Here is a 23355-nt window from a genome sequence, read left to right as displayed (position 1 = left end):
GGTAGACAAACAAATATGTCATTAAACTTTTTAGACTTCGAACAGCCAATTGCTGAGTTAGAAGCCAAAATTGAAGAATTACAGCTGGTTAACAATGGCCAGGAGCTTAACTTAGATTTGGAAGAGCAAATCGGGCAATTGCGTGAAAAAAATAAAGAATTAACGCAAAAAATTTATGCCGATTTGGATCCATGGCAAACAGCTCGCGTTGCTCGCCACCCTCAACGCCCATACACTCACGATTACCTTAGCCGGATCTTTACTGAGTTTGATGAGTTGGCAGGTGACAGAGCTTACGCTGATGATAAAGCTATTGTAGGCGGTACAGCTCGTTTAGATGGTAAGCCAGTGATGATCATTGGTCACCAAAAAGGTCGCTCAACGTCAGAAAAGGTTAAGCGTAATTTTGGTATGCCACGTCCAGAAGGTTACCGTAAAGCGTTACGCTTAATGGAAATGGCTGAGCGTTTCAAAATGCCAATTATTACATTTATTGATACTCCAGGTGCATACCCTGGTGTAGGTGCTGAAGAGCGTGGTCAAAGTGAGGCGATAGCACGTAACTTAAAAGTTATGTCACGTTTAACTGTACCAATTGTTTGTACAGTAATTGGTGAAGGTGGCTCAGGTGGTGCATTAGCTATTGGTGTTGGCGATCGCGTTAACATGCTTAAGTACTCAACTTATTCAGTAATTTCTCCTGAAGGTTGTGCATCAATTTTATGGAAAACTGCAGAAAAAGCGTCGACAGCTGCCGAAGCTATGGGTATTACGGCAAACCGTATTAAAGAGCTTGAGTTAATTGATAATATTATCGAAGAGCCTTTAGGTGGTGCGCATCGCGATATGGATGAAATGTCTGCCTTGCTTAAGCAAGCAATAAAATCTGATTTAGCGTCTTTAGAAGGCTTATCAAAAGAGGAATTAATTGAAAAACGTTACGATCGTTTAATGTCGTACGGTTACTGTTAATTTACTCAATAAGGGCGGCCTAAAGGCCGCTTTTTTATGAAACTTGCTCAGCAATATCTTACAAACCTTCTTAACTCACACATAACTACACCCCTTGTTGTGGCTTATAGCGGTGGCGTAGATTCACAAGTATTATTGCATCTGCTCTATCAATTGAAATCGCAGCTAACACCTTTTCCTCAAATAAAAGTTTGTCATGTAAATCACGGATTAAGTGAAAATGCCGAACAGTGGCAAGAATTCGCAAAGCAACAATGTTCTCAATTTGGATTTGAGATAGAAGTAGTAGCTGTTGAGCTCGATACTAATAATTCAGAGAGTATTGAAGCACTAGCTAGGGATGCGCGTTACAACGTGTTGACGTCTTTATTTAGTGAGCCTGCTATTATTCTTACTGGGCATCATTTAGACGATCAAACAGAAACTTTTTTACTGGCTTTAAAACGCGGCGCGGGCGTTAAAGGCTTGTCTGCTATGGCACAAGAAGCAAATTTAGGTAAGCACCAACTAATTCGCCCTTTATTATCAAATTCTCGCAAAGAAATTGAAAGCTATGCAACTAATCACCAGCTTGCATGGATTGAAGACGAGTCAAATAGTGATAGTCGTTATGATAGAAACTTTCTACGCATTGACGTTTTACCTTTATTAAATAAGCGCTGGCAGGGCTTTAACCAAACAGTCGTGCGTAGTGCTGCACATTGCCGAGAAAACCAGCAACTAGCTGATGAAATTGCTTCACTAGATTTTGAAAAAGTTGCTCAGTCATCACAAATACTTTGTTTAGAAGAGTTGTTATCGTTAAGCCGTGCACGTTTTAACAATGTCATTCGATATGCGATAGGGCAGTTGAATAAGTTGATGCCATCACAAGCACAATTAGATGAACTATTTAGCCAATTAGCCGCACAACATGACAAAACACCAGAAATTAAACTCGGGCAATTAGTCGCAAGACGCTATAACGGCAATATATTTTTAACGCCAGATTATAAAGACTTGAAAGATTATGAAGTTACGATAGATTGTCAGAGATTATCAATAAACGACTTTTCTGTGTTGTTGCCTGACAATCTCGGCTCCCTTATCTTTTCTGCTGAGTGTATGCAGCAAAACGAAAAGGACGTGACGGTAATTTCACTTGGTGCTGATGTGAGTAACTTAAGCTTGCGCTTTTCTCATAGTAACCCAATTGTTGAACCTGACTATCGCCAACACTCACGTCCGTTAAAGAAAGTATTACAAGAATTAAAACTACCACCTTGGCAAAGAAAAAGGATCCCGTTTTTGTATCAAAATGAATGTCTTGTAACAGCACTAGGGCAATTTGTCTGTAAAGGCTTTTTGGCAGGTGAACGGAGTAATCAAATTTATGTACGCTGGCTAGCACCGCAATAATCGCGTTAGAATAGCGAACAACACGACACACAATAATAATAACGAAAATTCACACAGTGGAGCATTCATGAATCTAGTTCTTAAACTTATCGCCGGTATTGTTGCTGGTATGGTGTTGGGCCTTTATGCGCCTGACTTTCTTATCCAGCTTTTATTTACAATACAGACTTTAGTGGGACAACTCATTAAGTTTACCATCCCATTAATTATTTTGTTCTATATTGCTAGCGGTATAGCCTCGTTGCCTCAAGGCTCGGGCTCTTTGTTAGGCAAAACTGTAGGGCTTGCATATGGTTCGACAATAGTGGCTGGTACGCTAGCGTTTATAGTTGCAAGTAATGTACTGCCAAGCTTAGTTGGTGGCAATGTACTTGAAGCGGCTGTTGAAGGAGAGAAACTAAAAGGTTTTATCGATATTTCAATTCCTCCAATGTTTGAAGTAATGACCGCTTTAGCATTAGCCTTTATTTTAGGTATCGGTATAAGTGCTATTAATGCAGAAGGCTTGCGCAAAGGCGTAAACGAAGCTCGTGACATTATTGAAGTGCTATTAAGTAAAGTGATTATTCCAGCGTTACCGTTTTATATCGCAGGTGTTTTTGCAGAAATGACGGTAGATGGCACAGTCTTCTCAACATTAAAAACCTTTGGCGTGGTCTTAGTATTGGCTATTATTATGCATTGGGTGTGGATCACCGTATTGTATGTTGGCAGTGCAGCCGCAATGGGTAAATCACCAGCCGCTTTACTTAAAAATATGTTACCTGCTTACTTTACTGCGTTAGGTACCATGTCGAGTGCCGCGACAATCCCTGTATCTTTACGTGCAACTAAAGAAAATAAAGTGAGCGATTCTATTGCTAACTTTACCGTACCTTTGTGTGCATCAATCCACCTGAGTGGTTCGACAATTACTATTGTTACTTGTGCTAGCGCGGTAATGTTACTAACCCCAGAATTAGCGCTACCAGGTTTAGGTGGCATGATTGGTTTTATCTTGATGTTAGGCGTTACAATGATTGCTGCACCTGGTGCCCCTGGTGGCGCAGTAATGTCTGCATTAGGTTTACTTGCCAGTATGTTAGGCTTTACCGATGCAGCATTAGCACTAATGATCGCTTTATACCTAGCTCAAGATAGTTTTGGTACAGCATGTAATGTGACTGGTGATGGCGCTATCGCATTATGGGTTGATAAGTTTGCTGATGAGCAAGAAGCTCCAGAAACTAAACAAGCGGCAGAAAGCTAGCGTGTTACTCTAATAGTTAAAAGGCGGTTTTCAACCGCCTTTTTTGATCAAACTGTTTCGATATAACTACAATTGATTACAAAGTAGTCAGGAGTTTAACATTACACTAACAGCATCTAATTAGGAGGCTGTTATGACAAATATAAACCCTACACAATCAGGTTACTCTTCACTTTACTATAGAAGTGAGCGACCTAGCATTCAGTCAGTACCAGAACTTCCAGACCATAAAGAGCTTTATGAAAACTTAACACCAGAACAGCAACGCTCATTTATAATTGGTGTCGAAGACGGTGTTAACGCAAAGCAAGAAGAGTTTAAGCAACAGTTAGACAAAGCTTGGCAGCTTGATCTGACGATGGCGAAAAATCAACACCAGAAAGCTATGTTTGAGGCATATGTTGGAGATGTAGATAATGGACATGAACAATTCACTTCGGATAAACACGAGACCGCCACATTAGCTTACCTTGATATTCAGCAAGAAGCTTTGTCATTTAAAAGTGATGTACTTAAGCTTAAATATAAAGGTAAAGCACCTTTGGATATTCAAGAGTTATTACTTCATGAACGCGAACAGTCAAAACAAATGCAAGCCTATCACGAAAAGTACTACCAAAAAGGTGACGTATTAAATATATCGGCCTAATTGCCTCGTCTGAAGTATTGCTGGTTTTAAGTTATACCTAGCGTAATTTAACTGAGTTTAAACCTGTCGACGACATTACTCATCTCGTCGCTACTTTGCTTTAACTCTACGCTTGCCAGTGACAGGCTTTCGGTCATTGCTAATGCTTCTCCTGTCATATCTGCAAGCTCAGATATTCTTAAGTTTACTTCACTTGCTGCTTGAGTTTGTTGCTCAGTCGCCCGGGCTATTTGTGAATTCATATTAGAGATTTCCATCACTAAATCATTAATTGTCGTTAGTGAAGCATTGGCACTCGCGGCAATTTCAACAGTTTTACGTGAGGTTTCTTGACTGTTGCTAACTGCATCAACTGCTTGTTTAGTGCCGTGTTGGAGCTTTTGAATCATAGCTTGAATCTCATCTGTACTTTGACCAGTTCTGCTTGCTAGTGTTCTAACTTCATCTGCAACTACAGCAAACCCGCGACCTTGTTCACCGGCTCGAGCAGCCTCAATAGCTGCATTTAAAGCCAAAAGGTTAGTTTGATCTGCAATACTGCGAATAACGTCTAATACTGCCCCAATATTTTGAGACTCATTAGCTAATTCAGTAATTGTGTCACTTACGGTATCTATATCTTGTGATAACCCTTCTATTTGCTCTATGGTTTCGTGAACGACTTTTTTACCTGATGTTGTGTGCTGTTGTGCGTCTATTGCTGCTTGCTCGGCCGCTTCGGCGTGATTGCTGACTTCTTTTATGTTTGTCGTCATTTGTTCCATGGCGGCTGCTACTTGCGTGGTATTGTCACTTTGGTTTTGGATAAAATGTTTGTTTGATTCGCTTGTCTCGGCCAACAGTTCTGCATTGTCTCGAGTTTGTTGGGCGCTAATTGATACTTCCGATAACGAGCTTCGCATTTTATCAACAAATAAGTTAAATGAGCGCCCTAAACGAGCTATGGCGTCTTTGCCATGAGCTGAGAGATGCTTAGTTAAATCACCTTCACCTTCGGCAATATCCGTCATAAGACCATAAGCTTGACGAGCAGGGTTGATGATACTTTTACTAATGATATTTATGGCAAATATTAGTATGGCGAGAATTACTGCGGAAATTAGCAACATAAAGTTGCGTTGACGAGCGAAAATCTCATCAACATTATCTACATATGCGCCTGTACCTATTATCCATTGCCATGGCGAGAATAATTCCACATATGAAACTTTATCTACTGGATCTTCAGCTCCTGGTTTTGGCCATTTATAAGCAACAAAGCCTTTGCTACTTTTCTTAACTACATTGACCATTTCAACAAATAATGGAACACCGTCAGGGTCTTTTACTTGGCCTATTGGCTTGCCGTTTAGAGCAGGTTTAAATGGGTGCATAATCATATTGGGTACACTATCGTTTATCCAAACATAATTTTTCCCGTCATAACGATAATTTTCTAGTATGGCAATGGCTCGATTTTTCGCTTCTTGGTCAGTTATCTGGCCTGATTGCGCTAAGCTGTAATAGTAGCTAACTATGCTTTTAGCTCCTTCGACAATTTTTTGAACTTTCTCTTGCTGCTGCTCATACAGAGCTTGCTTCTCATTCATTAGAGAAAAGGAGGTTAGCAATAACAACCCGATAAATACGATGGTAATTATGAACATCATTCTTGTTTTTATCGTGATAGCTCTTAGTGAAAACATGTCTATTACCTCACCTTTAATCAAAATAGAAATCGCTAGTGCACAATTAATTATAGTTGACCGAGATTATTTCAAAGGTAAATTAAAGAATTGATTGGCTATAAATTGCTGTGAACCACCAAAGCTTTTTCTACACGTTGAGGTTAAAAGCGGGCATAATGGCGCCAATTTTATCTTGAGTAGTGTTTGAAGCATGTCTGTTGAGCAAGTGTTAAGAGAGCGCAGCAATAATAGCTGTGAGCTGTGTGGTACATCTGAAGGGTTAACTATATATCCATTACCGCCAGAAAATGATGGAAGTGCGAATAAAGCCATTCTTATTTGTTCAACGTGTCACAATCAAATTGAAAAAGAAGTTGGTATGGATGTTAACCACTGGCGCTGCTTAAATGACAGCATGTGGAATCAAGAACCAGCAGTGCAAGTTATTTCATATGTGATGCTTGAACGTTTATCAAGTGAAAGCTGGGCACAAGATGCCTTAGATATGATTTATTTAGAAGACGACGTTAAATCATGGGCCGAACGAGTTATTGCAATGACACAAGATGCAGAACCAACATTAGACTTTAATGGCAATCAGTTACAAGCAGGTGATAATGTTTCTTTAGCGAAGGATCTTGTGGTGAAAGGGGCAAACTTTACCGCAAAACAGGGGACAATGGTTAGAGGAATATCGTTAACTGAAAATCCGCTTCATATTGAAGGCAAAGTCAACGGCACACGAATTGTTATCATTGCTGCGTACTGTAAAAAGTCAAATTAGAATCAGTTCAAGATTGCAGAATTAAATTCAAGCGCTAATCGAGTTCGATTAGCGCTTTTTTTGTGACTTTGTTTAGCACCGGAGGTAGGTGTGCTGAATGATTACTAGCGTTATAATTTACATGAATTCCACCAACATCGAACTTATTGTTTTCTGCGGCGTACTTAAAACTCTCTTTCGTTAGTGGTTTTTTAGCCTTATGCAATACTTGAGTGAAAAGCGCTGCATTTATGTAACCTTCTAACGACTCATGGCTTAGTGCTTTACCCGCCATGTCTCGCCTATATTGTTGAATAATGCTAATTTGAGATCGCTCAGGATTAGGCATTACTGTAGAAATATAGACATTCTCGAAGTTAGTTAAACTCGCCTTAAGCGCCTTTGCCCCGGCAAAAGAGACCATGGCTACAGGTGTCTGAATGCCTTGCTCTCGAAGCTGATTAATTAATGAAGAAATCGGTTTATACGTGCCGACACTTAGAATAACGTCAGGCTTTTCCTTTATAATGCTTTTAATTGCATTATGTACGTTAGAAGAATTTCTTTTATAACGAACTTGGACGATATCGGTTATCCAACGGCGTTGTAATGAATTGATGTAGCCTTTACTTGCTGCTATACCAAACGCATCTGCTTGTATAAACAATACAACCTTTTTAATAGCATGTTCTTTAACAAAGTGATTAACGATTAATTCAGCTTCTTGATAGTAACTCCCCCTAATATTGTAAATTTGAGGAACTAACGGCGTCCTAAGAAATTCTGCGCCGGTAAACGGAGAAAAGTACAGCATATTGTGGCGTTGCAACATTGGCATTATAGCTTCAGTTGTAGGCGTGCCGACATAGCTAAACAAACTAAAAACTTTATCTTGGTTTATAAATTGGCGAGTGTTGGTGATTGTTCTGCTTGGTTCGTAACCATCATCTAAACTTAATAATTGAATTGGCAATCGCATGCCGTGCTCAGATTTGTTATAGCGTTGAAAGTAAGCGTTTGCACCTTGCCTTATCTGTTTTCCCAATTCCTGAGTAGGTCCGGAGAAAGGAGCTGACATACCAATTTTAACGACATTGTCTTGTGCGCAGACACTAAAGACGATGAAATTTATCATTAAAATTTTAACGAAATGCCTAATCGCTACCACGTAACGCCCTTTAAATTTAACAGAGTTCGAAGTGTTTATAACCAGCTTTTGATTTTACAAAAGCGTTAAGAATTTATAATTAAATCCTAGTCCACTCAGACGAGAAATTACAATTTTTTTATTAAAAATTATAATTAATTTAGTGGTTTACGATTTTTTAACATTTGAATATGGAAAATTTATTGATTAGAGCTATGAAATTAACGTCAATTGTCATTAATCGACTAACTAGATTTGATAGACTAGCAGTATGATTTTACTAGGTAATTAAAATGAAAAGTACAGAAGTTAATTTTGATGGATTAGTTGGCCCAACTCATAACTATGCAGGTTTATCTGAAGGGAATGTTGCTTCGCTCAATAACGCGAATGATGTTTCAAATCCGAAACAAGCAGCTAAACAAGGTTTAGCCAAAATGAAAGCGCTACATGATATGGGTATGACACAAGGGGTTTTAGCTCCTCAGGAAAGACCTGATATGGCTGCGCTACGTCGACTTGGATTCTCAGGAACCGATGCCAATGTACTGGAAACTGCATTTAAACAAGCGCCAACGTTATTGTCTGCCTGTTGTTCGGCATCGAGTATGTGGACTGCAAATGCAGCAACAGTATCGCCTTCTGCAGATACTAGCGACCAAAAGGTTCATTTTACCCCAGCTAATTTGACTAATAAGTTTCACCGTTCACTAGAGCCTGAGACGACAGGCAATATTTTAAAAGCGACCTTTAATAACGAAGCACATTTCGTTCATCACCAGCATTTACCTGATAACGAGCACTTTGGTGACGAAGGTGCCGCAAATCATACGCGTTTATGTAACCGCTACGGTGAACAGGGGATTGAGATCTTTACTTATGGCCGTTATGCATTTAATCGAAATATGCCAATGCCAGCAAAATTTCCTGCCAGACAAACTATTGAAGCGAGCAGGGCAGTAGCACGTTTACATGGCCTCGAGAATTCGCAAACAATTTATGTGCAGCAAAACCCTGATGTTATTGATCAAGGTGTATTTCATAACGATGTAATTGCGGTAGGTAACCAGAACGTATTGTTCTTTCACGAACAAGCGTTTTTAAATACCGAGACCTTCCTTGCTGATGTGAGCGATAAAATGAGCTGTGATGTACATTTTGTCGAAGTGAAAACCTCGCAAGTTTCAGTAGAAGATTGCGTAAACACCTATTTGTTTAATACGCAAATTATCACACTCCCTAACGGAGAAATGGCAATTATTGCGCCGATGCATTGTTATGAAAACGCTTCAGTGAAAGCATATTTAGATGAGCTTGTGACCCTAAATACACCGATTAAACATGTGAAGTATTATGACGTAAATGAAAGCATGAAAAATGGTGGCGGGCCCGCTTGCTTACGTTTGCGTGTAGCAGTAAATGAAACAGAGTTGAATGCGGTAAATCAACATTGTTTGTTAGATGATAATAAATTTTCTGTGCTTAATAACTGGGTTGACAAACATTATCGTGAACAATTAACACTGAATGATTTACGTGATCCTAATTTAGTTAGCGAATCCCGCACCGCGTTAGATGAACTAACTCAAATATTAAACTTAGGCTCAGTTTACCGATTCCAACAAAACTAATTGTTTAAACGGCTTCAAATAAAAAGAGTGAGCTAAGCTCACTCTTTTTTCTTTGCATCTGTTGACTCAACAACCGTTGTTACCTGTTGAACTAATTTAATTCTGCCTTCTTTTAGCAACGCTTGGCGAAGTAAATATTCAATTTGAGCATTAACGCTGCGCAGTTCATCATCAGCCCAACGTTGTGTTGCTGCCAATATGTCAGGATTAATTCGTAGCGGAAAGCTTTTCTTAGCCGCCATATTTTCTCCTAATTACTTTTAGTAAAGACTGCCGGCGTTTATTACTGGCTGCGTACTGTGATCGCCACATAATACCACTAGTAAATTACTGACCATGGCTGCTTTGCGTTCTTCATCTAATTCAACAATTTCATGCTCTGATAGTTTAGCTAACGCTGTTTCTACCATGCCTACTGCGCCTTCAACAATTTTACTACGAGCGGCGATAATTGCCGAAGCTTGTTGGCGTTGGAGCATGGCACTAGCAATTTCGGGAGCATAAGCTAAGTGGCTGATCCTTGCTTCAAGTACGTTTACACCTGCCTTCTCTAATCGTTGTTGGATTTCTTGTTTCAAAGACTCAGACACTTCTTTAGGGTGGCTGCGCAGTGCAACTTTATCACCTTCATGAAGATCATATGGGTAGGTAGTTGCCATGTTTCTTAGTGCAGCTTCGCTTTGAATACTGACATAGCTTTCATAGTCATCAACTTCGAACATGGCTTCAGCGGTATCATTTACAGCCCAAACAACTACTGCAGCAATTTCAATGGGATTACCGTGGTTATCATTTACTTTTAATTGGCCGCTTTCGAAATTTCTAATACGTAGCGATATATTTTTTCTAAAAAAGAAAGGAATTGTCCAGCGTAAACCGTTTTCCTTTGCCGTACCAACATAGCTGCCAAAGAAGGTCATTACCTTAGCTTGATTTGGTTGGATCATGAAAAATCCTCCCCAACAAATAGCTACTAGCACAACTAAAGCGAGTTCTAAAAATGGCGTACCAGTATGATTTGCCAATAACCAAATAGAGAAAGGCTGTAAAAATAACAATATTAATATGGCTAAATAGCCATTTAACGAAAACCCTTTTTTCTCTTTCATAAACACCTCAATGTGATATCAATTTGATATCACTATAGCTTCTGGCTCTTCATAAGTAAAGTTATTCAAAATAAACAGAATAAGCTTTTTTAAAACGGTTAAGTGATTTGTTTCTTAAGTCGTTGTTTTAAAAGTGTGAATGTAAATGTGGAGGGTATGTTGCTTTTGGGAAAATCACTGAACGTGAATCTAGCTATAAATCACGGCTTTCGCTATTAATATTAAGTTCAACTTTTTCGTATCAAAAATTTTAAAATGAGTTAGGGTTGTTAAAGTAATTAAAAGGCTCGTTTATTAGTTTAATTAAAATAAAGTCAATTCACGAAAAGCTTAATAAGCCAAGTTATCTTGATGGAGCTACTTCAGTTAGTCGCAATCTATTTGTGCGCTATCTAAAAACTCTTTTGCAAATGATAAGTACACTTTCTGATTGATAAATACATCGTAAAGATCAGGATCTAAATGATCATTAGCCTTCATTCTGTCCATAATCGTTATAGTTTCCGTTAGTGTTTTTGGGGGCTTATAAGGCCTATCATTTGCTGTAAGCGCTTCAAAGACATCAGCTATTGCCATAATACGCGCAGGAATAGACATTTCATCACGCTTTAAACCTTTTGGATAACCTGTCCCATCCATTTTTTCGTGATGACCACAGGCGTATTCGGGGACATTTTTTAAGTGCTTTGGAAATGGAAGGGTTTCCAACATATTAACTGTTACGTCCATGTGACCATTAATTATTCGACGTTCTCGCTCGTTTAATGTGCCGCGTTTGGTAATTAAGTTATACACTTCATCTTCGTTAATAACCGATTGAGTAATGCCGTTTATCGTAACTTGGTAGTCCTTAGCAATTTGGTAAACCCGATTTATTTTGTCGTCGTCAAAGAATTCTCCACCTTTGTTGGCGTTAATTAGAAATTCCCTATCTGAAGCCAATTGTTTTAACTTCAGTGCTTTTTCTTTTACCGACAAAGACTTGTGGTGAGTAATATGTTGTGAAGCAACTTCTAAACGTGCAACAATTAATTCGATGCGATCAAAAACCGTTTCAAGTTTAGTTGCCTTATCCATTACATATTCAGGTGTGGCGACCTTTCCACAGTCATGTAGCCAAGCGGCAACACTTAATTCATGGAAGTCTGCATCAGACAATTCAAATTCGGTTAGTGGCCCGTCAGTGACTTCGTGACAAGCCCTGGCGAGTAACATCGTTATTTCTGGAACTCTACGGCAATGGCCTCCGGTGTAAGGAGATTTTTGATCGATAGCGTAGGCAATCAGTCGAGAAAATGAGCCAAACAGCTCTTCCATCTGATCAATTAGCTGCTTGTTGGTTAAGATAACCGCGGCAAGAGAACTTAGCGCCAATATAGTGCGCTCGACGTCTTTGTTAAAAGCAACTATGTTATTGTGTTCGTCTTTGGCATTTAAAAGCTGAACAACCCCTGTTATTTCACCTTCATGATTTTTCATTGGCAAGGTTAAAACTGAATGAGTTCGGTACCCAGTTTTAGCGTCCATCTCTTTTGCAGCGGTAACATCATATTCTTCTACATGGTAAGCATCTTCTATATTGATAACTTCGCCTGAGGTCGCAGCAATCGAAACTAATGCGCTTTTATTAGGTTGTTGGTAGATATAGAGCGGAATGCTTGGGATATTAATGTCTTTTTTTGTTGTACCGCCCCAGTGCAGGTTTAAGCTTTTATTGATTAATGTATCGAAAACTAGCTGCTGGTTTTCGTCGATGGAATAAATAGTGCCTCCATCAGCATTCGAAATGTCCATGGCACTGCATAATATTTTCTCCACCAACACGTTATGATCTTTTTCAGTGGAAAGCGCTATGCCAATTTCGATAAAACGTTCAATGTTATTCACGAAAGCCTCAATAGTTAATTAAAAAAGGCGCGATATAGATTTAAGTATAGATACTTTGTGTTTTTTTTCTTAATTGTTGGTTAGTTAGCTGATGTGTGAATTAGCATATTGGCAATAAGTGATTAAGCTTAAAAAGGTACGCAGTTGATGAAAGGCCTGAATAGTTGGTTAAGCAACGAAGTAAGTTAATCATAGTTATTTTCTCGATGTTAGCGCTGATATGCTTATTGGCGCTAAATCAGCAATGGTTTTTAAGAGCCGATTATTATCTATTTGATATGCAAATAAAGCGCATAGCTAAACAACAGGTCGCAGATAAAGATATCGTTGTTATTGCTATTGACGACTATAGCCTAACAGCAATGAATAAAATTGCGGGTCGCTGGGTTTGGCCACGTAGTGTGCATGCTGAATTAATCGAGGGATTAAATCAATATCAGCCCAACATCATCGCTTTCGATATTCTATTCTCGGAAAAAGACATCTATCGACCAGATGCCGATAATTACTTTAATGAAGTGATTGCAGAGTCCAAAAATACATATTTTTCTATGTTAGTACTTGAAACCGAAGGTGGCCAGGGGCAAGCATTTAGCCAATATCAGTCATTCTTACCATTAGTTAATCAGCAACTAAATTCCAATGCTAGGGCAATGCTATTATTACCTTTTGCTATTAATCCTGAATATTGGCGTCTTGGTACGATTAATTACCAAGCCGAGGTTGACGGTGTTGGTCGGTATTATTCGCTATTTCAAGAAGGCGAGGGTTGGCAATTGTATTCCTTAGCTTCTACATTATTGAAAGCCTTGGGGAAAGAGCTGCCTGATAAAAATAAATTCTTGCTTAACTGGCGTGGCGATAATCATCAACCTTATAAAACATATTCATATGTAGACGTGTATCAAGCAGTTATTAATAATGACCATGAATTTTTACAACAGTTTCAACAAAAAACAATCCTTGTAGGTACAACTTCTGCAGGCTTGTATGATGCGCGAACAACGCCGGTAAATCATAATTTTCCTGGCGTGTATGTGTTAGCTACCGCACTTGATAACTTGAAACACGATCAGCATCTTAGTCAGTTTGAATTCCCTGTTTTAACGGCTATTTCGATAGCTTTATTGTTAATCACGGCTAGTTGTTTTTATCTATTGTCTACCTACTCTTTTCAATTGTTAGCCGCAACGGGATGTTGGCTAGTAAGCTGTTTGGCGTTATATGGTATTAACGGATGGTTTATCAGCCAAAACATAGTGATATTTATTGCAGCGCCAATATTAATATGCACCGCTGGCGTTTTGTCATATTCATTTGCTTTTGGTTATCTCGAGTTTTTAAATCGACGAAAAGCATTAACCATGTTCGGCCGATTTTTGGACCCCAATGTAGTGTTAAATTTACTCGGTAAAGGGCATCTTTCAGCGGAACACTTGAATCAAAAAACACAAATAACAGTGTTGTTTTCTGATATTAGAGGTTTTACCCAATTGTCTGAACAACATGCAGCAAACGAAATGTTAACTTTATTAAATCAATACTTTGAAAAGCAAGTGTCGGTTATTTTTGATACCAAAGGTACATTGGACAAGTTTATAGGCGATTGCATTATGGCGTTTTGGGGAGCGCCTATTTCAACAGCATATCATGCAGAGCAAGCTATAGAGGCTGCACTTATCATGCAAGACAATTTAGCAAACTTTAAACAAACATTACCGGCGCATTTACGAGCATTTGATGTGGGCATTGGCATTCATTCAGGTGAAGCGATAGCGGGGTTAGTAGGTACCGCTCAGAGAGTTGACTATACTGTCATTGGTGATGTTGTAAATTTGGCGAGTAGAATTGAAGGGTTAACTAAAGATCACAGTCGAATTTTAGTCTCAGAACAAACCATGTTGTTAGCCAAGGAAAAGTATAGCTTTGAATATCAAGGTGAGTTTAGCGTAAAAGGACGTAAAGCTCAGGTAAAACTTTATCAGCCATTAAGGAGATAATATGAAATTAAGGATATTGCTTCTCGCTATATTTGCTTTGCCGATTTACGTTGAAGCATCAACCAATGAACAGTCTGCCAAGCTAGGTAAGGTCATTCACTCTTCTGCTTTACATGCACTCCCTAAAAACGATAGCCAAGTTATCACTAATTTAAAGCCAGAGCAGTCAGTTAATGTATTTGAACGGAAACGAGCATGGTATCAAGTCTTAAGCGATGCTAAGCAAAGTGGTTGGATCAAAATGTTAAATGTTCGTTTTTTAAGTGGCCCCAAAAGAACAGGTGAGTTAGGTGTAAAAAACTTATTTGATAGTGTAGTCACTAAAAAAGTAAAGCCAACAGCATCGACGGGTATCAGAGGGTTTGATGAGCAAGACTTAAAAAAAGCAAAGGCCAACATTAAACAACTTAAATTGTTGGCTAGCTATCAAACAACAACCAGCTCAGCTAATACGTTTGCTAAAAAAGCCAATTTAACCCCTGATAGTTCAATCGCCCTTATTAAAGATGATGGAGGCAGCGAATGAACTATCTAAAAGTAATACTGGCAATTTTATTGCTGACTAGTTGCCAAACAACAGGTCTTAAAATAGGTAATGTTGATGTTGGTAAGCTGGTTAATCAAGGCGTTAAAGTTTGGGATGCAAGCATGATAGATGAAACGCAGGAATCCCAGCTTGGTGAAAATATATCGGCAGTACTGCTAGGTGTTCGACCTTTGCATCAAAATGTCGAAGTCAATCAATACGTAAATCACGTAGGGCGTTGGTTAGCGCAAAATTCTACACGGCCTGAATTGCCTTGGCATTTTGGGGTAATAGACAGTGATGCAATTAATGCTTTCGCCGCGCCAGGCGGCTATGTATTTATAACGTCAGGCATGCTTATGCAGTTGAATAGTGAGGCCGAACTTGCCGCAGTGTTAGCACATGAAATTAGCCACGTTACACTTGCTCATCATTTAAATGCCCTTAAAAGCGGTGCACTAAGAGGTGCTGTAACAGAAGCTTTATTTGTTTCTGCAGATGCATACCAAGCAAATACCGGGGCCGATAGAGAGCAAAGACAATATGCTGCTTGGGCAAAAACCGTAACAAGTGCCGCTCAAGATCTCTATAGTAAAGGGCTAGATAGAACTGATGAAATGAAAGCCGATGAAAGAGGATTAAGGCTAATGGCACGAGCAGGTTATGATCCTTATGCCTATATTAGCAGTTTACAAGTAATAGAGGCTATTTCTCCGGATGACTCAAGTTTAGCGCTTCTTTATAAAACGCATCCAACTGCTACGGAGCGAATCACACATATACAACAGACATTAGTTGAAGTGCAGCATGTAAAGGGCAAAACCCTGATAAAGCGGTTTCAGCAAACACTAAGTGGTCAAAGAAACTCTAGTTAAAAGCAGTGCTAGTGTTTCCCGTTTTTTCTTGATAATGCGTTTGTCTGATACGTTTAAAATCGCCTTTTTCAACACCATTTCTGATAATTGATGAAAGTTCTGCGCTTTTATTTTTTAGTGGTGAATGAGCACTGACTACAACAAAGTGTTTTCTAATTGAAAAAGGTGGGAGGTTAGCCAACACAATCTCATTTTCTAAGCCCATGGCTTTTATCGTGCTAAGCGCACTTTGCTTAAAATGTACTAAACCATCAACACGCCCTTTTCGTAATAACTCAATTTTCTGCTTTAAAAACTCGGCGGGCATAATGTTTATCCCCAACGCTTCAATGTGTTGTTTTGTAGTTTCGTTATCTGGAGTAAAAGCGATGGATGTATTTTTTAGATCACTGAGTATTTCATATTTATTTAAGTTTTTCTTAAGTACAAAAATACTATTCGTTAACTGATCATAACTTGGCTTTATGTAGAGTAGGCTTTGATCACCAGCATACTGATCTTTAACTCCAACCATTAAATCGATTTTCCCTGCTTTTAATAACTTAATGCGTTGTGAATAGGTGATAGGGTAAATCGATAATTCAAGATCCATTCTCTCGGCAATATAATGCAAAAATTTTTCTTGTAAACCGCCCCTAAATTCAGGCGACACTGAGGAGTGCAAAATATCTTGCGCAGAAATAGAACTTGGCAATACCAGTATGAGCCAAAAGATAATTTTTCTTTTAACACGATTCATGAACATTTAAATTAACGGCAAATATTAATAATAATTACCTTAGTCTAACAGCTTTAGTTTAATGACTCTTTATAGTAAATGACATTTGTTCTTTAGTGGTAAAGGTCATTTCTATTTTTGTGCGTGCATATATTTTCATGCTGCAGTTTTTATCAAGCTAGTTAGAATGACTTTTAGTCCAAAATGTTAAAGAATTTGCCTAAATAATTGACTGAGAGAAAGGTCAAATATTGAAAGTAGTTTTCCAATAAATTGAAAAGGGTTAACAAATTCGTTAACCCCTCTAATGCTGTAGTGTCTTATTTTACGCTTTGTTGCAAGCGCTTAATTAGAAGCTATAACCAATCTCAACCCAACCACTTAGCCCTTCGCCAGGTAATCGTTCCATATGGTTAATTTCACTACCTTTTACACGGTTATAGCCGCCAAGGTGATCGGTATAGCGTTTGTCTAGTAGGTTATCGATACCAGCTTTAATACTAAAATCTGCATTAACAAAGTATTGACCCTCTAGGTTTACAGTAGCGTAGCCAGACGTCTTTTGTTCATCGTTTGTCATAGATACATCACCTTGAGCATCTACTGCCGTTACATTCAGTTGAGCAATATAGTTTTCACTGCCATATATCAGGTTGATTTTGGCATTAAGCGGGGCGATTCGATACAAATTATCATCAATATCTTTGCGCTCGCCTTTCACATAACTGACAATACCTGACAAGCTAAATGACGAAGACAATTGATAAGCAAAGTTAACGTCTGCCCCATAAAGTTTGGCATCAACATTACCAAATTTTAATGGGTTATCATCACCAGCCATCATTTGTGCCATCATTCGAGCTGTCATATCCTCCATACCTAGCGGAATACCTTGGATATAATCATCGATATTTTGATAGTAAACATGACCAGAAATCATCGTGCTATCTTGGCTATAAGTTAAACCTAAGTCAGATTGATAAGCCGTTTCTGTTTCTATGTTAATATCACCAATATAGGTATTGCCATCGGCTAACCCTCCCGTCGCTTCCATTGGTGTCCAAAGGTAGCGTTCTTGGTATGAAGGCGCTCTATTTTTTATCCCTAATCCAATGTAAGCCGTTAACGACTTGCCAATAGGCTTTTGCATGCTGATGGCTAGATCGATATTGTTTTCTTCAATGCTGCGATCGGCATTATTAAAATCATCACGCAACGACGAAGCCATCATACCCATGTTGCCCATCATCATAGCCATAGAAGTACTGACTTCTCCAGCATCGGCTTTCGCTTGTTTAGCACGTATACCTGAGTGCAGGTTCCAGCCAGAAAAGTCTTGTTGCCATTCTATGAATAGGCCGAAGCGATCATCCTTAACATTGTTAAAGTTAACCACATTAAACATCATATTATTAGGGTTGGTGATGACTGAATCATGATCTGCTTGGTAACCATCTAAGCCAATAGTAAGTTCTCCAGCAGCAAATGCTTGTGACATGGTAAATTTAAAATCTAGCGTATCTGATGTGGCAGTATTACGACGGTATTTAGCAGGATCATTATTTTGACGCATTTCGAAATTAGTCATCTCATGCTCTGCATCTAAATAACCAATTTGCCAATTATATTGCCATGTTTCTGTCGCATAATTGCCATCAAAGCTCACGCGATTTGAGTAGATTGACTCAATATCCATCGGCAGGGCAGGTGTGCCAGAATTGGTAGTATCGGTGTAATGGTAACCTAGACCGCTAGTGAAGTTACCTTCGTTGTAGCGTAAATCCATACCGTATTGTTGTTTAGAGAATTCAGTTGGTGAAACTTCATTGCCATCACCATCTTCATAGTTGTCGCCTTCTTGTGCATTACCATAAACCATCACGCCATAGCTGCCTTGAGTAATATTCGCAACACCTGCTAAGGTTTTGGTGTTATTACCTGCACGATAACCGGCTTGCAAATCACCTGATGAATGCCATGTATTTTGATTATCAATCTCCGCTTTGCGCATTTTTACATCAATAGCGCCCCCAAGCGTGTTGATGCCGGCAGATACTGGTGCTATACCGCGAAAAGCTGTCATCGAGTCAACCATCAGGGGAGTAGAATAGCTTAGCGGCGTATCCATAGCGTTTGGGCCTGCACCAATTATGATCTGTCCATCAATGGTTGTTGCCACTCTATCCCCGTATAATCCGCGAAATTGAGCGATACCTGTAACAGGACCATTGCGGTTTACATTGGCACCGGGTACTGAATTTAACCAACCAGCAAGGTCTGGGGTGGTTGTTTTACCTTGAGCGTAACTTTCATCAATGGTTGGTTTTTCAAAACCACGATTAGTAATGGTGATAACTTCCATCGCTTGTTCGATGGCATCGTCAGCAACATCGGCATATACATTTGCTGTAAAACCTAGCGTGGGAATTAGTGAAAGTGTAATGACTTTCGATAATCTATTTAGCGTAAATGAAGTCAATGTTATGTCTCTATAATTATTAGAAAAAATGTAATTGACTGTAATTTAAAGACTGTCGTTTGTTGCGCAATAGCAATTAGAAAAGGTGCGACAAAATGTCGCACCCTAAATGTTAGTTTTTTGATCTGAAGTAATTTCTCATTTTGGGAATTTTTTTTGAAGGCCACTTGGAATTCATTAGTTGCGTGTTGCCAACGTATGCGGTGAAGGAGATAAATGGAAATAAAGATGCTAAATATCTATAGAAAAGATTTATTGCTGACAACTAATCTCTCATAGCATGCTAAATGGAAATATTGTTTAACGTGCTATATCAGTTAAGATTAACTTCTTGTATGAAGCGTAATTTGTGTATCTGAAATATATTCTTGTACTTTATTCCTTCCAGCAGATTTAGCTTGGTACAAGGCTAAGTCTGATTGCTTATATAAGTCGTCATAGTTAGCACTTGTCATATTACCAATTGAAACGCCAATACTTGCTGTTATGGAAAAATCAAATGTTGAACGCATTTGTTCTATTTTTTGTCGTACTCTATTGGCAAAAGCCAGTGAAGATTTTTTATCTGAATTTAGCTGCAAAATAGCAAACTCTTCACCACCGATTCGCGCAAATATGTCTTCTTTACGGCAAAGGTCCTTTATTGTGCTTGCAATTCCGGTTAACACTTCATCACCAACATCATGTCCAAGGTTATCGTTAATTTCTTTAAAATAGTCTACGTCTATTAGTAAAAATGCGATTTCAATAGATTTCCCTTGATACACGGCTAACTTGCGATCTAAATATCGCCTGTTGCCAATACCTGTTAATGGATCCGTTTCAGAGGCAATTTTTAGCGCGTGATTCTTTGCTTCTAGTCTAAGCATGGCTTGTTTTCTAAGTCTAAGAGTTAAGAATAACACTAAGCAAACTAATGAAATGACTATAGCGACAAATAAGTATAAAGATGAGTGTCTAGATTCACGTTCTTTTTGCAGTAAATCTTCTTGAAGCTTTATTACATCTCTTTCAACTTGAAGTTGGCTTTCTAGCTTTTTAATTATTCCTTCTTGTGTGAATGGCTGAATGGTATTTCGTCGCGAAATATACTCGGCTTGTACTTTAGCTGCTGCTTCATATTGACCAAGTTTAAGTTCGAGTTTGGCTAAGTTTTCATACAATGCCATTTCACTTTCTACCGAGGTTTTATTTTTTACCGCAATTATACCGTTACGAAAAACTTCTAACGCTTCATCATAGCGTTTTAATTTTGATAAGAGTTCCGCCAACCCTAAATAAGAAGCTGCAACTGCCTGTGGGTAGGCGCTTCCTCTAGGGTCACTTATTACAAATTTGTATAGTTCAATGGCTGGCTGATGCAAATCGAGCATTTGGTATACATGAGCTAAATTTACGTTGGCTTCACTAAAAGTAAAGTCACTAATTTTTGCTTCGTTACTCAGTACTGATTCAAGGGTGATTTTGGCTAGGTTAATTTGTTGGCTTTTTAAATATGATACTCCCAAACCAGTAGTGGCATTCATCGCCATTTCTAAATCATTTATTGCATTATTTATCTCAATAGACTGCTTAAAATAGTTCGCTGCTTCGAGAAAATCGCCTTGAGCGTTTAAAACATTGCCTAGGTTGTTGTAAACCATGGCTAAATCAGCGGGCTGCTTACTGAGTTTGGCAAATTTTAATGCTTCAATGTAATACTTCATCGCGTTGTCATAATCGATTATCAATTCATAAAACACACCCATTGCACGATTGGAAACTGATATTAAATGTGAACTATTAACAATGTTGGCGACATTAATAGCTTGCGTTAAATGGGTGAAAGCTTTTTCATTAAGGCCTTGATACATTTGGGCTTGACCTAATAGACGCAGCGCTACGGCACGGCTTCCATCATTTTCTTGGCTAGTAGCTAATGGAACTGCTTGCTCTGCATAGTGAACGGCTAATTTGGGGTCTTTGTATAGGTAATGTAATGCGAGCTCGTTTAATAGCTCAGTTCGGCGCTTGTCTTGCTGGGGAAGGTCTATTAATTGAAGTTTTAACGATTCAACACTTTCTGCTTTGATAAGTGTTATTTGGCTAACCATTCCGAACAAAATATAGAAAAATACTCGAATAAACATTTATATAACTAAGTTATTCATGATGCATAATACTTGATAGTAAAGTAATGCTGGTTACTTTACTAACGAATATTGTTCTTTTTTTGAACGCAATGCATGGTGTATATGTTCGTATTTATTTGTGGAAATTAACAGCAACAAGAAAACTGTTGTTCTGCTTAGCTTGTAGAAGCTGAAGCGAATTATTTTGCTAATAGCCTAAGTTCATACAACTAAAGAATGTGAAACGCTATTCAACCTAATAGATATTATGATAGTAGGTGGCATTCATCGGCAAATACTAGTCTATTTCTGCCAGTTTCTTTTGCTTTATACAAGTGGCTATCTGCTTCACCAATAAGCGTCTGTAATGATTTATTTGACGAACTGAACGCAACCCCAGCGCTAAAAGTAATATGTTTTTCTGCAGGGTAGCCTTTAATATTGGTCAAATTAAAGGTTTTATGGATACGCTCAAAAATCGTGGTAATGTCGTTTGGCGCTAAATTATTGAATGCAAACAACCATTCTTCGCCACCATATCGACCGTAGTTGTCTTCTTTTCTAAGTGTCTCCTTACACGCAGAGGCGAAGCTCTTTAACACTTCGTCACCTACATCGTGACCATAAATATCATTAACTTTTTTAAACTTATCTAAGTCAACTAAGGCAATTGAGAAAGAGGAGCCTTCTGACTTGGCTTGGCTGAAGAGTATTTCGGCGTTGTGCAAGATAGCACGCCTATTTGGCGCTTGAGTGAGCGTATCTCGCAACGCCATACTTTTATAATGTAGCTTACTTTGGTTTTGTCGAACGAGGAGAAATACAATACTGACAATAATCACCATAGACATGCAGCTGATCACTAACCATAGAGTTCGTTCATTACTTTGCTGTTCAAATTTTAATTGTTGAAGCTCATTTTCTTTTTGTAGCGCTTTGCTTTTTTGTTCGGCTATTTCAGTGTCGAAACTCACTTTTAATTTTTGAATGTTTTGACGTTTTTCTTTGGCATATTGCCTTTCACTTTCGTCGCTGTAAGAAAGCAAGGCTTGATAAGCGCTTTTGAAGTCACCTTTTAAATAATTAATTTGTGAAATTCGTTTGTCCAGCTCTAATCTATAACTGTCGTTTTTTAATTTTTTTAACAATGATTCTAAAAGTGGAATTTGCGCTTGGGCGTTATCTAGTTCGTTGATTAAAACATAACAATCGAACATTCCTATTCGACTGTTAAATAACTCTCGGTTCTCTCCTGTTTCTTCAAAGGTAACAACAACTTGTTGAAATAATGCTAACGCTTCTCTAGGAAGTTTCCGTTTTACATATAGCTCAGCTAATGCATGTTTAGCCCAAACAACACCAATATCATCTTCAATTGCTAGCGCTAATTTAAGTGATTCGTCTAAATAACTTTTCGCTTGTTCAAAGTTGCTTATTTTGGTGTAGGTAGTACCTAAGTTATGGGCAATAATTGATGAACTAAGTTTGTCTTTCATTGCTTTATTAATTTCTAGTGACTCGTGCAGGTACTTTATTGAAGTTTCATAATCTTCCAAATCAGCATAAAGATTTGCCATTGAGTTTAGTGCGTAGCTTAGGTTGGCTTGGTCGTTATGAGTAACAAATATCTCGTAAGCTTTTTTTAAATAAATTAACGACTTATCAAGTAAACCATGCATTAAGTAACTATGGCCTACAGCACTATAAATGCTGCCTGCTTCAAGGTTAGTTCCCCATTGCTTCGCTGAATCTAATAGTTGGGATATATGTAGTTCAACAGACTCATTAAAACCTTTAGAGTCGTAAATGCTAAGGCGTACGAGCTGAAGTCTAACGGTTAATCTAGTAAATTTCTGTTGTTGAGCTATTGGTAAGTATTTATCGACAATTGTTGAAGCTGTTGGTAATTTTTCAAGAAAGGCGAGCCATTCCGCTTTTAAGGTTTGCGCTTTAATCTCATTTTCTAGCCAGTTATTTTGCTTTGAAACTATAATTAATTGATCTAGTTCTGCAATCATGTCTTTTGGCAACATGACATTATCTTCGGTCAAAATATCGATATGAGCTGACATTTTTTCTTTTGTAGAAATGTCTTGTGCATTGGCTGATAAGAAACAGCAAATGAAAATCAATATCGCGTAAATGACTTGAATATGCATAGTTAAATCGTACTA

At 38.4% G+C, this 23355-nt stretch carries 18 protein-coding genes; 9 read left to right on the top strand and 9 right to left on the bottom strand.

Annotated features, from left to right (window positions below; genetic code table 11):
- The first annotated feature begins 15 nt into the window (after positions 1-15).
- The 4 genes from accA to HII17_RS16965 all read left to right on the top strand — a co-directional run bounded on the left by accA (position 16) and on the right by HII17_RS16965 (position 4268).
- Entirely contained in the window at positions 16-972 is a 957-nt protein-coding gene (gene accA, locus HII17_RS16980; protein WP_169076568.1) for an acetyl-CoA carboxylase carboxyl transferase subunit alpha, read from the top strand.
- A gap of 36 nt (positions 973-1008) precedes the next feature.
- Positions 1009-2370 carry a tRNA lysidine(34) synthetase TilS gene (tilS, locus tag HII17_RS16975; protein WP_169076567.1) on the top strand — a complete coding sequence of 454 codons (1362 nt, stop codon included), beginning with the start codon at positions 1009-1011 and terminating at the stop codon, positions 2368-2370.
- Between the two features lie 67 nt (positions 2371-2437).
- Positions 2438-3619, top strand: a complete 1182-nt coding sequence (locus HII17_RS16970; RefSeq protein WP_169076566.1) for a dicarboxylate/amino acid:cation symporter — start codon at positions 2438-2440, stop codon at positions 3617-3619.
- Between the two features lie 133 nt (positions 3620-3752).
- Positions 3753-4268, top strand: a complete 516-nt coding sequence (locus HII17_RS16965; RefSeq protein ID WP_169076565.1) for a hypothetical protein — start codon at positions 3753-3755, stop codon at positions 4266-4268.
- Positions 4269-4315: 47 nt separating this feature from the next.
- Here the strand turns inward: HII17_RS16965 and HII17_RS16960 are convergent, their stop codons facing one another.
- Positions 4316-5953: a methyl-accepting chemotaxis protein gene (locus HII17_RS16960; RefSeq protein WP_169076564.1), complete on the bottom strand. Its 1638-nt coding sequence runs from the start codon at positions 5951-5953 to the stop codon at positions 4316-4318.
- A 193-nt stretch (positions 5954-6146) separates the two neighbouring features.
- On the opposite strand from HII17_RS16960, the gene HII17_RS16955 reads away from it, so the two are divergent.
- Positions 6147-6719 (top strand): PhnA domain-containing protein, encoded by a 573-nt coding sequence (locus HII17_RS16955; protein ID WP_169076563.1) that lies wholly within the window; start codon positions 6147-6149, stop codon positions 6717-6719.
- Between the two features lie 34 nt (positions 6720-6753).
- Here HII17_RS16955 and HII17_RS16950 read toward each other — a convergent pair whose 3' ends face one another.
- Positions 6754-7833, bottom strand: coding sequence for an ABC transporter substrate-binding protein (locus HII17_RS16950; protein ID WP_169076562.1), 1080 nt, complete (start codon positions 7831-7833; stop codon positions 6754-6756).
- Between the two features lie 305 nt (positions 7834-8138).
- Between HII17_RS16950 and astB the strand changes: the two genes are divergently transcribed.
- Positions 8139-9476 (top strand): N-succinylarginine dihydrolase, encoded by a 1338-nt coding sequence (astB, locus tag HII17_RS16945; RefSeq protein ID WP_169076561.1) that lies wholly within the window; start codon positions 8139-8141, stop codon positions 9474-9476.
- 38 nt (positions 9477-9514) lie between these two features.
- Here astB and HII17_RS16940 read toward each other — a convergent pair whose 3' ends face one another.
- From HII17_RS16940 to HII17_RS16930, 3 genes are all read right to left on the bottom strand, one after another.
- Entirely contained in the window at positions 9515-9718 is a 204-nt protein-coding gene (locus HII17_RS16940) for an Arc family DNA-binding protein (RefSeq protein ID WP_169076560.1), read from the bottom strand.
- 18 nt (positions 9719-9736) lie between these two features.
- Complete coding sequence (locus HII17_RS16935) at positions 9737-10585, bottom strand: SPFH domain-containing protein (RefSeq protein WP_169076559.1); 849 nt, start codon at positions 10583-10585, stop codon at positions 9737-9739.
- 366 nt (positions 10586-10951) lie between these two features.
- Positions 10952-12472, bottom strand: coding sequence for an HD domain-containing phosphohydrolase (locus HII17_RS16930; RefSeq protein WP_169076558.1), 1521 nt, complete (start codon positions 12470-12472; stop codon positions 10952-10954).
- Positions 12473-12636: 164 nt separating this feature from the next.
- Between HII17_RS16930 and HII17_RS16925 the strand changes: the two genes are divergently transcribed.
- The 3 genes from HII17_RS16925 to HII17_RS16915 are packed head-to-tail and all read left to right on the top strand — an operon-like array spanning position 12637 to position 15873.
- Positions 12637-14472, top strand: coding sequence for a CHASE2 domain-containing protein (locus HII17_RS16925; RefSeq protein ID WP_169076557.1), 1836 nt, complete (start codon positions 12637-12639; stop codon positions 14470-14472).
- Position 14473: 1 nt separating this feature from the next.
- Complete coding sequence (locus tag HII17_RS16920; RefSeq protein WP_169076556.1) at positions 14474-14998, top strand: SH3 domain-containing protein; 525 nt, start codon at positions 14474-14476, stop codon at positions 14996-14998.
- Positions 14995-15873: a M48 family metalloprotease gene (locus HII17_RS16915; RefSeq protein WP_169076555.1), complete on the top strand. Its 879-nt coding sequence runs from the start codon at positions 14995-14997 to the stop codon at positions 15871-15873. Before HII17_RS16920 ends, HII17_RS16915 begins: the two co-directional genes overlap by 4 nt.
- Here the strand turns inward: HII17_RS16915 and HII17_RS16910 are convergent.
- The 4 genes from HII17_RS16910 to HII17_RS16895 form a co-directional block, all read right to left on the bottom strand.
- Positions 15866-16612, bottom strand: a complete 747-nt coding sequence (locus HII17_RS16910; RefSeq protein ID WP_169076554.1) for a substrate-binding periplasmic protein — start codon at positions 16610-16612, stop codon at positions 15866-15868. The two genes, HII17_RS16915 and HII17_RS16910, sit on opposite strands and share 8 nt — an antisense overlap.
- Before the next feature lie 328 nt (positions 16613-16940).
- A complete protein-coding gene (locus HII17_RS16905; protein WP_169076553.1) occupies positions 16941-19070 on the bottom strand; it encodes a TonB-dependent receptor in 2130 nt (709 codons plus the stop codon).
- Between the two features lie 323 nt (positions 19071-19393).
- The gene (locus HII17_RS16900; protein WP_169076552.1) at positions 19394-21199 is read right to left on the bottom strand and encodes a diguanylate cyclase; all 1806 of its coding nucleotides are present in this window, start codon (positions 21197-21199) and stop codon (positions 19394-19396) included.
- Positions 21200-21447: 248 nt separating this feature from the next.
- Positions 21448-23340 carry a tetratricopeptide repeat-containing diguanylate cyclase gene (locus tag HII17_RS16895; protein WP_169076551.1) on the bottom strand — a complete coding sequence of 631 codons (1893 nt, stop codon included), beginning with the start codon at positions 23338-23340 and terminating at the stop codon, positions 21448-21450.
- Positions 23341-23355: the final 15 nt, after the last annotated feature.

The organism is Thalassotalea algicola (assembly GCF_012932965.1).
GTDB lineage: Bacteria > Pseudomonadota > Gammaproteobacteria > Enterobacterales > Alteromonadaceae > Thalassotalea_F > Thalassotalea_F algicola.
This window is presented reverse-complemented; position numbering and strand designations above follow the sequence as displayed.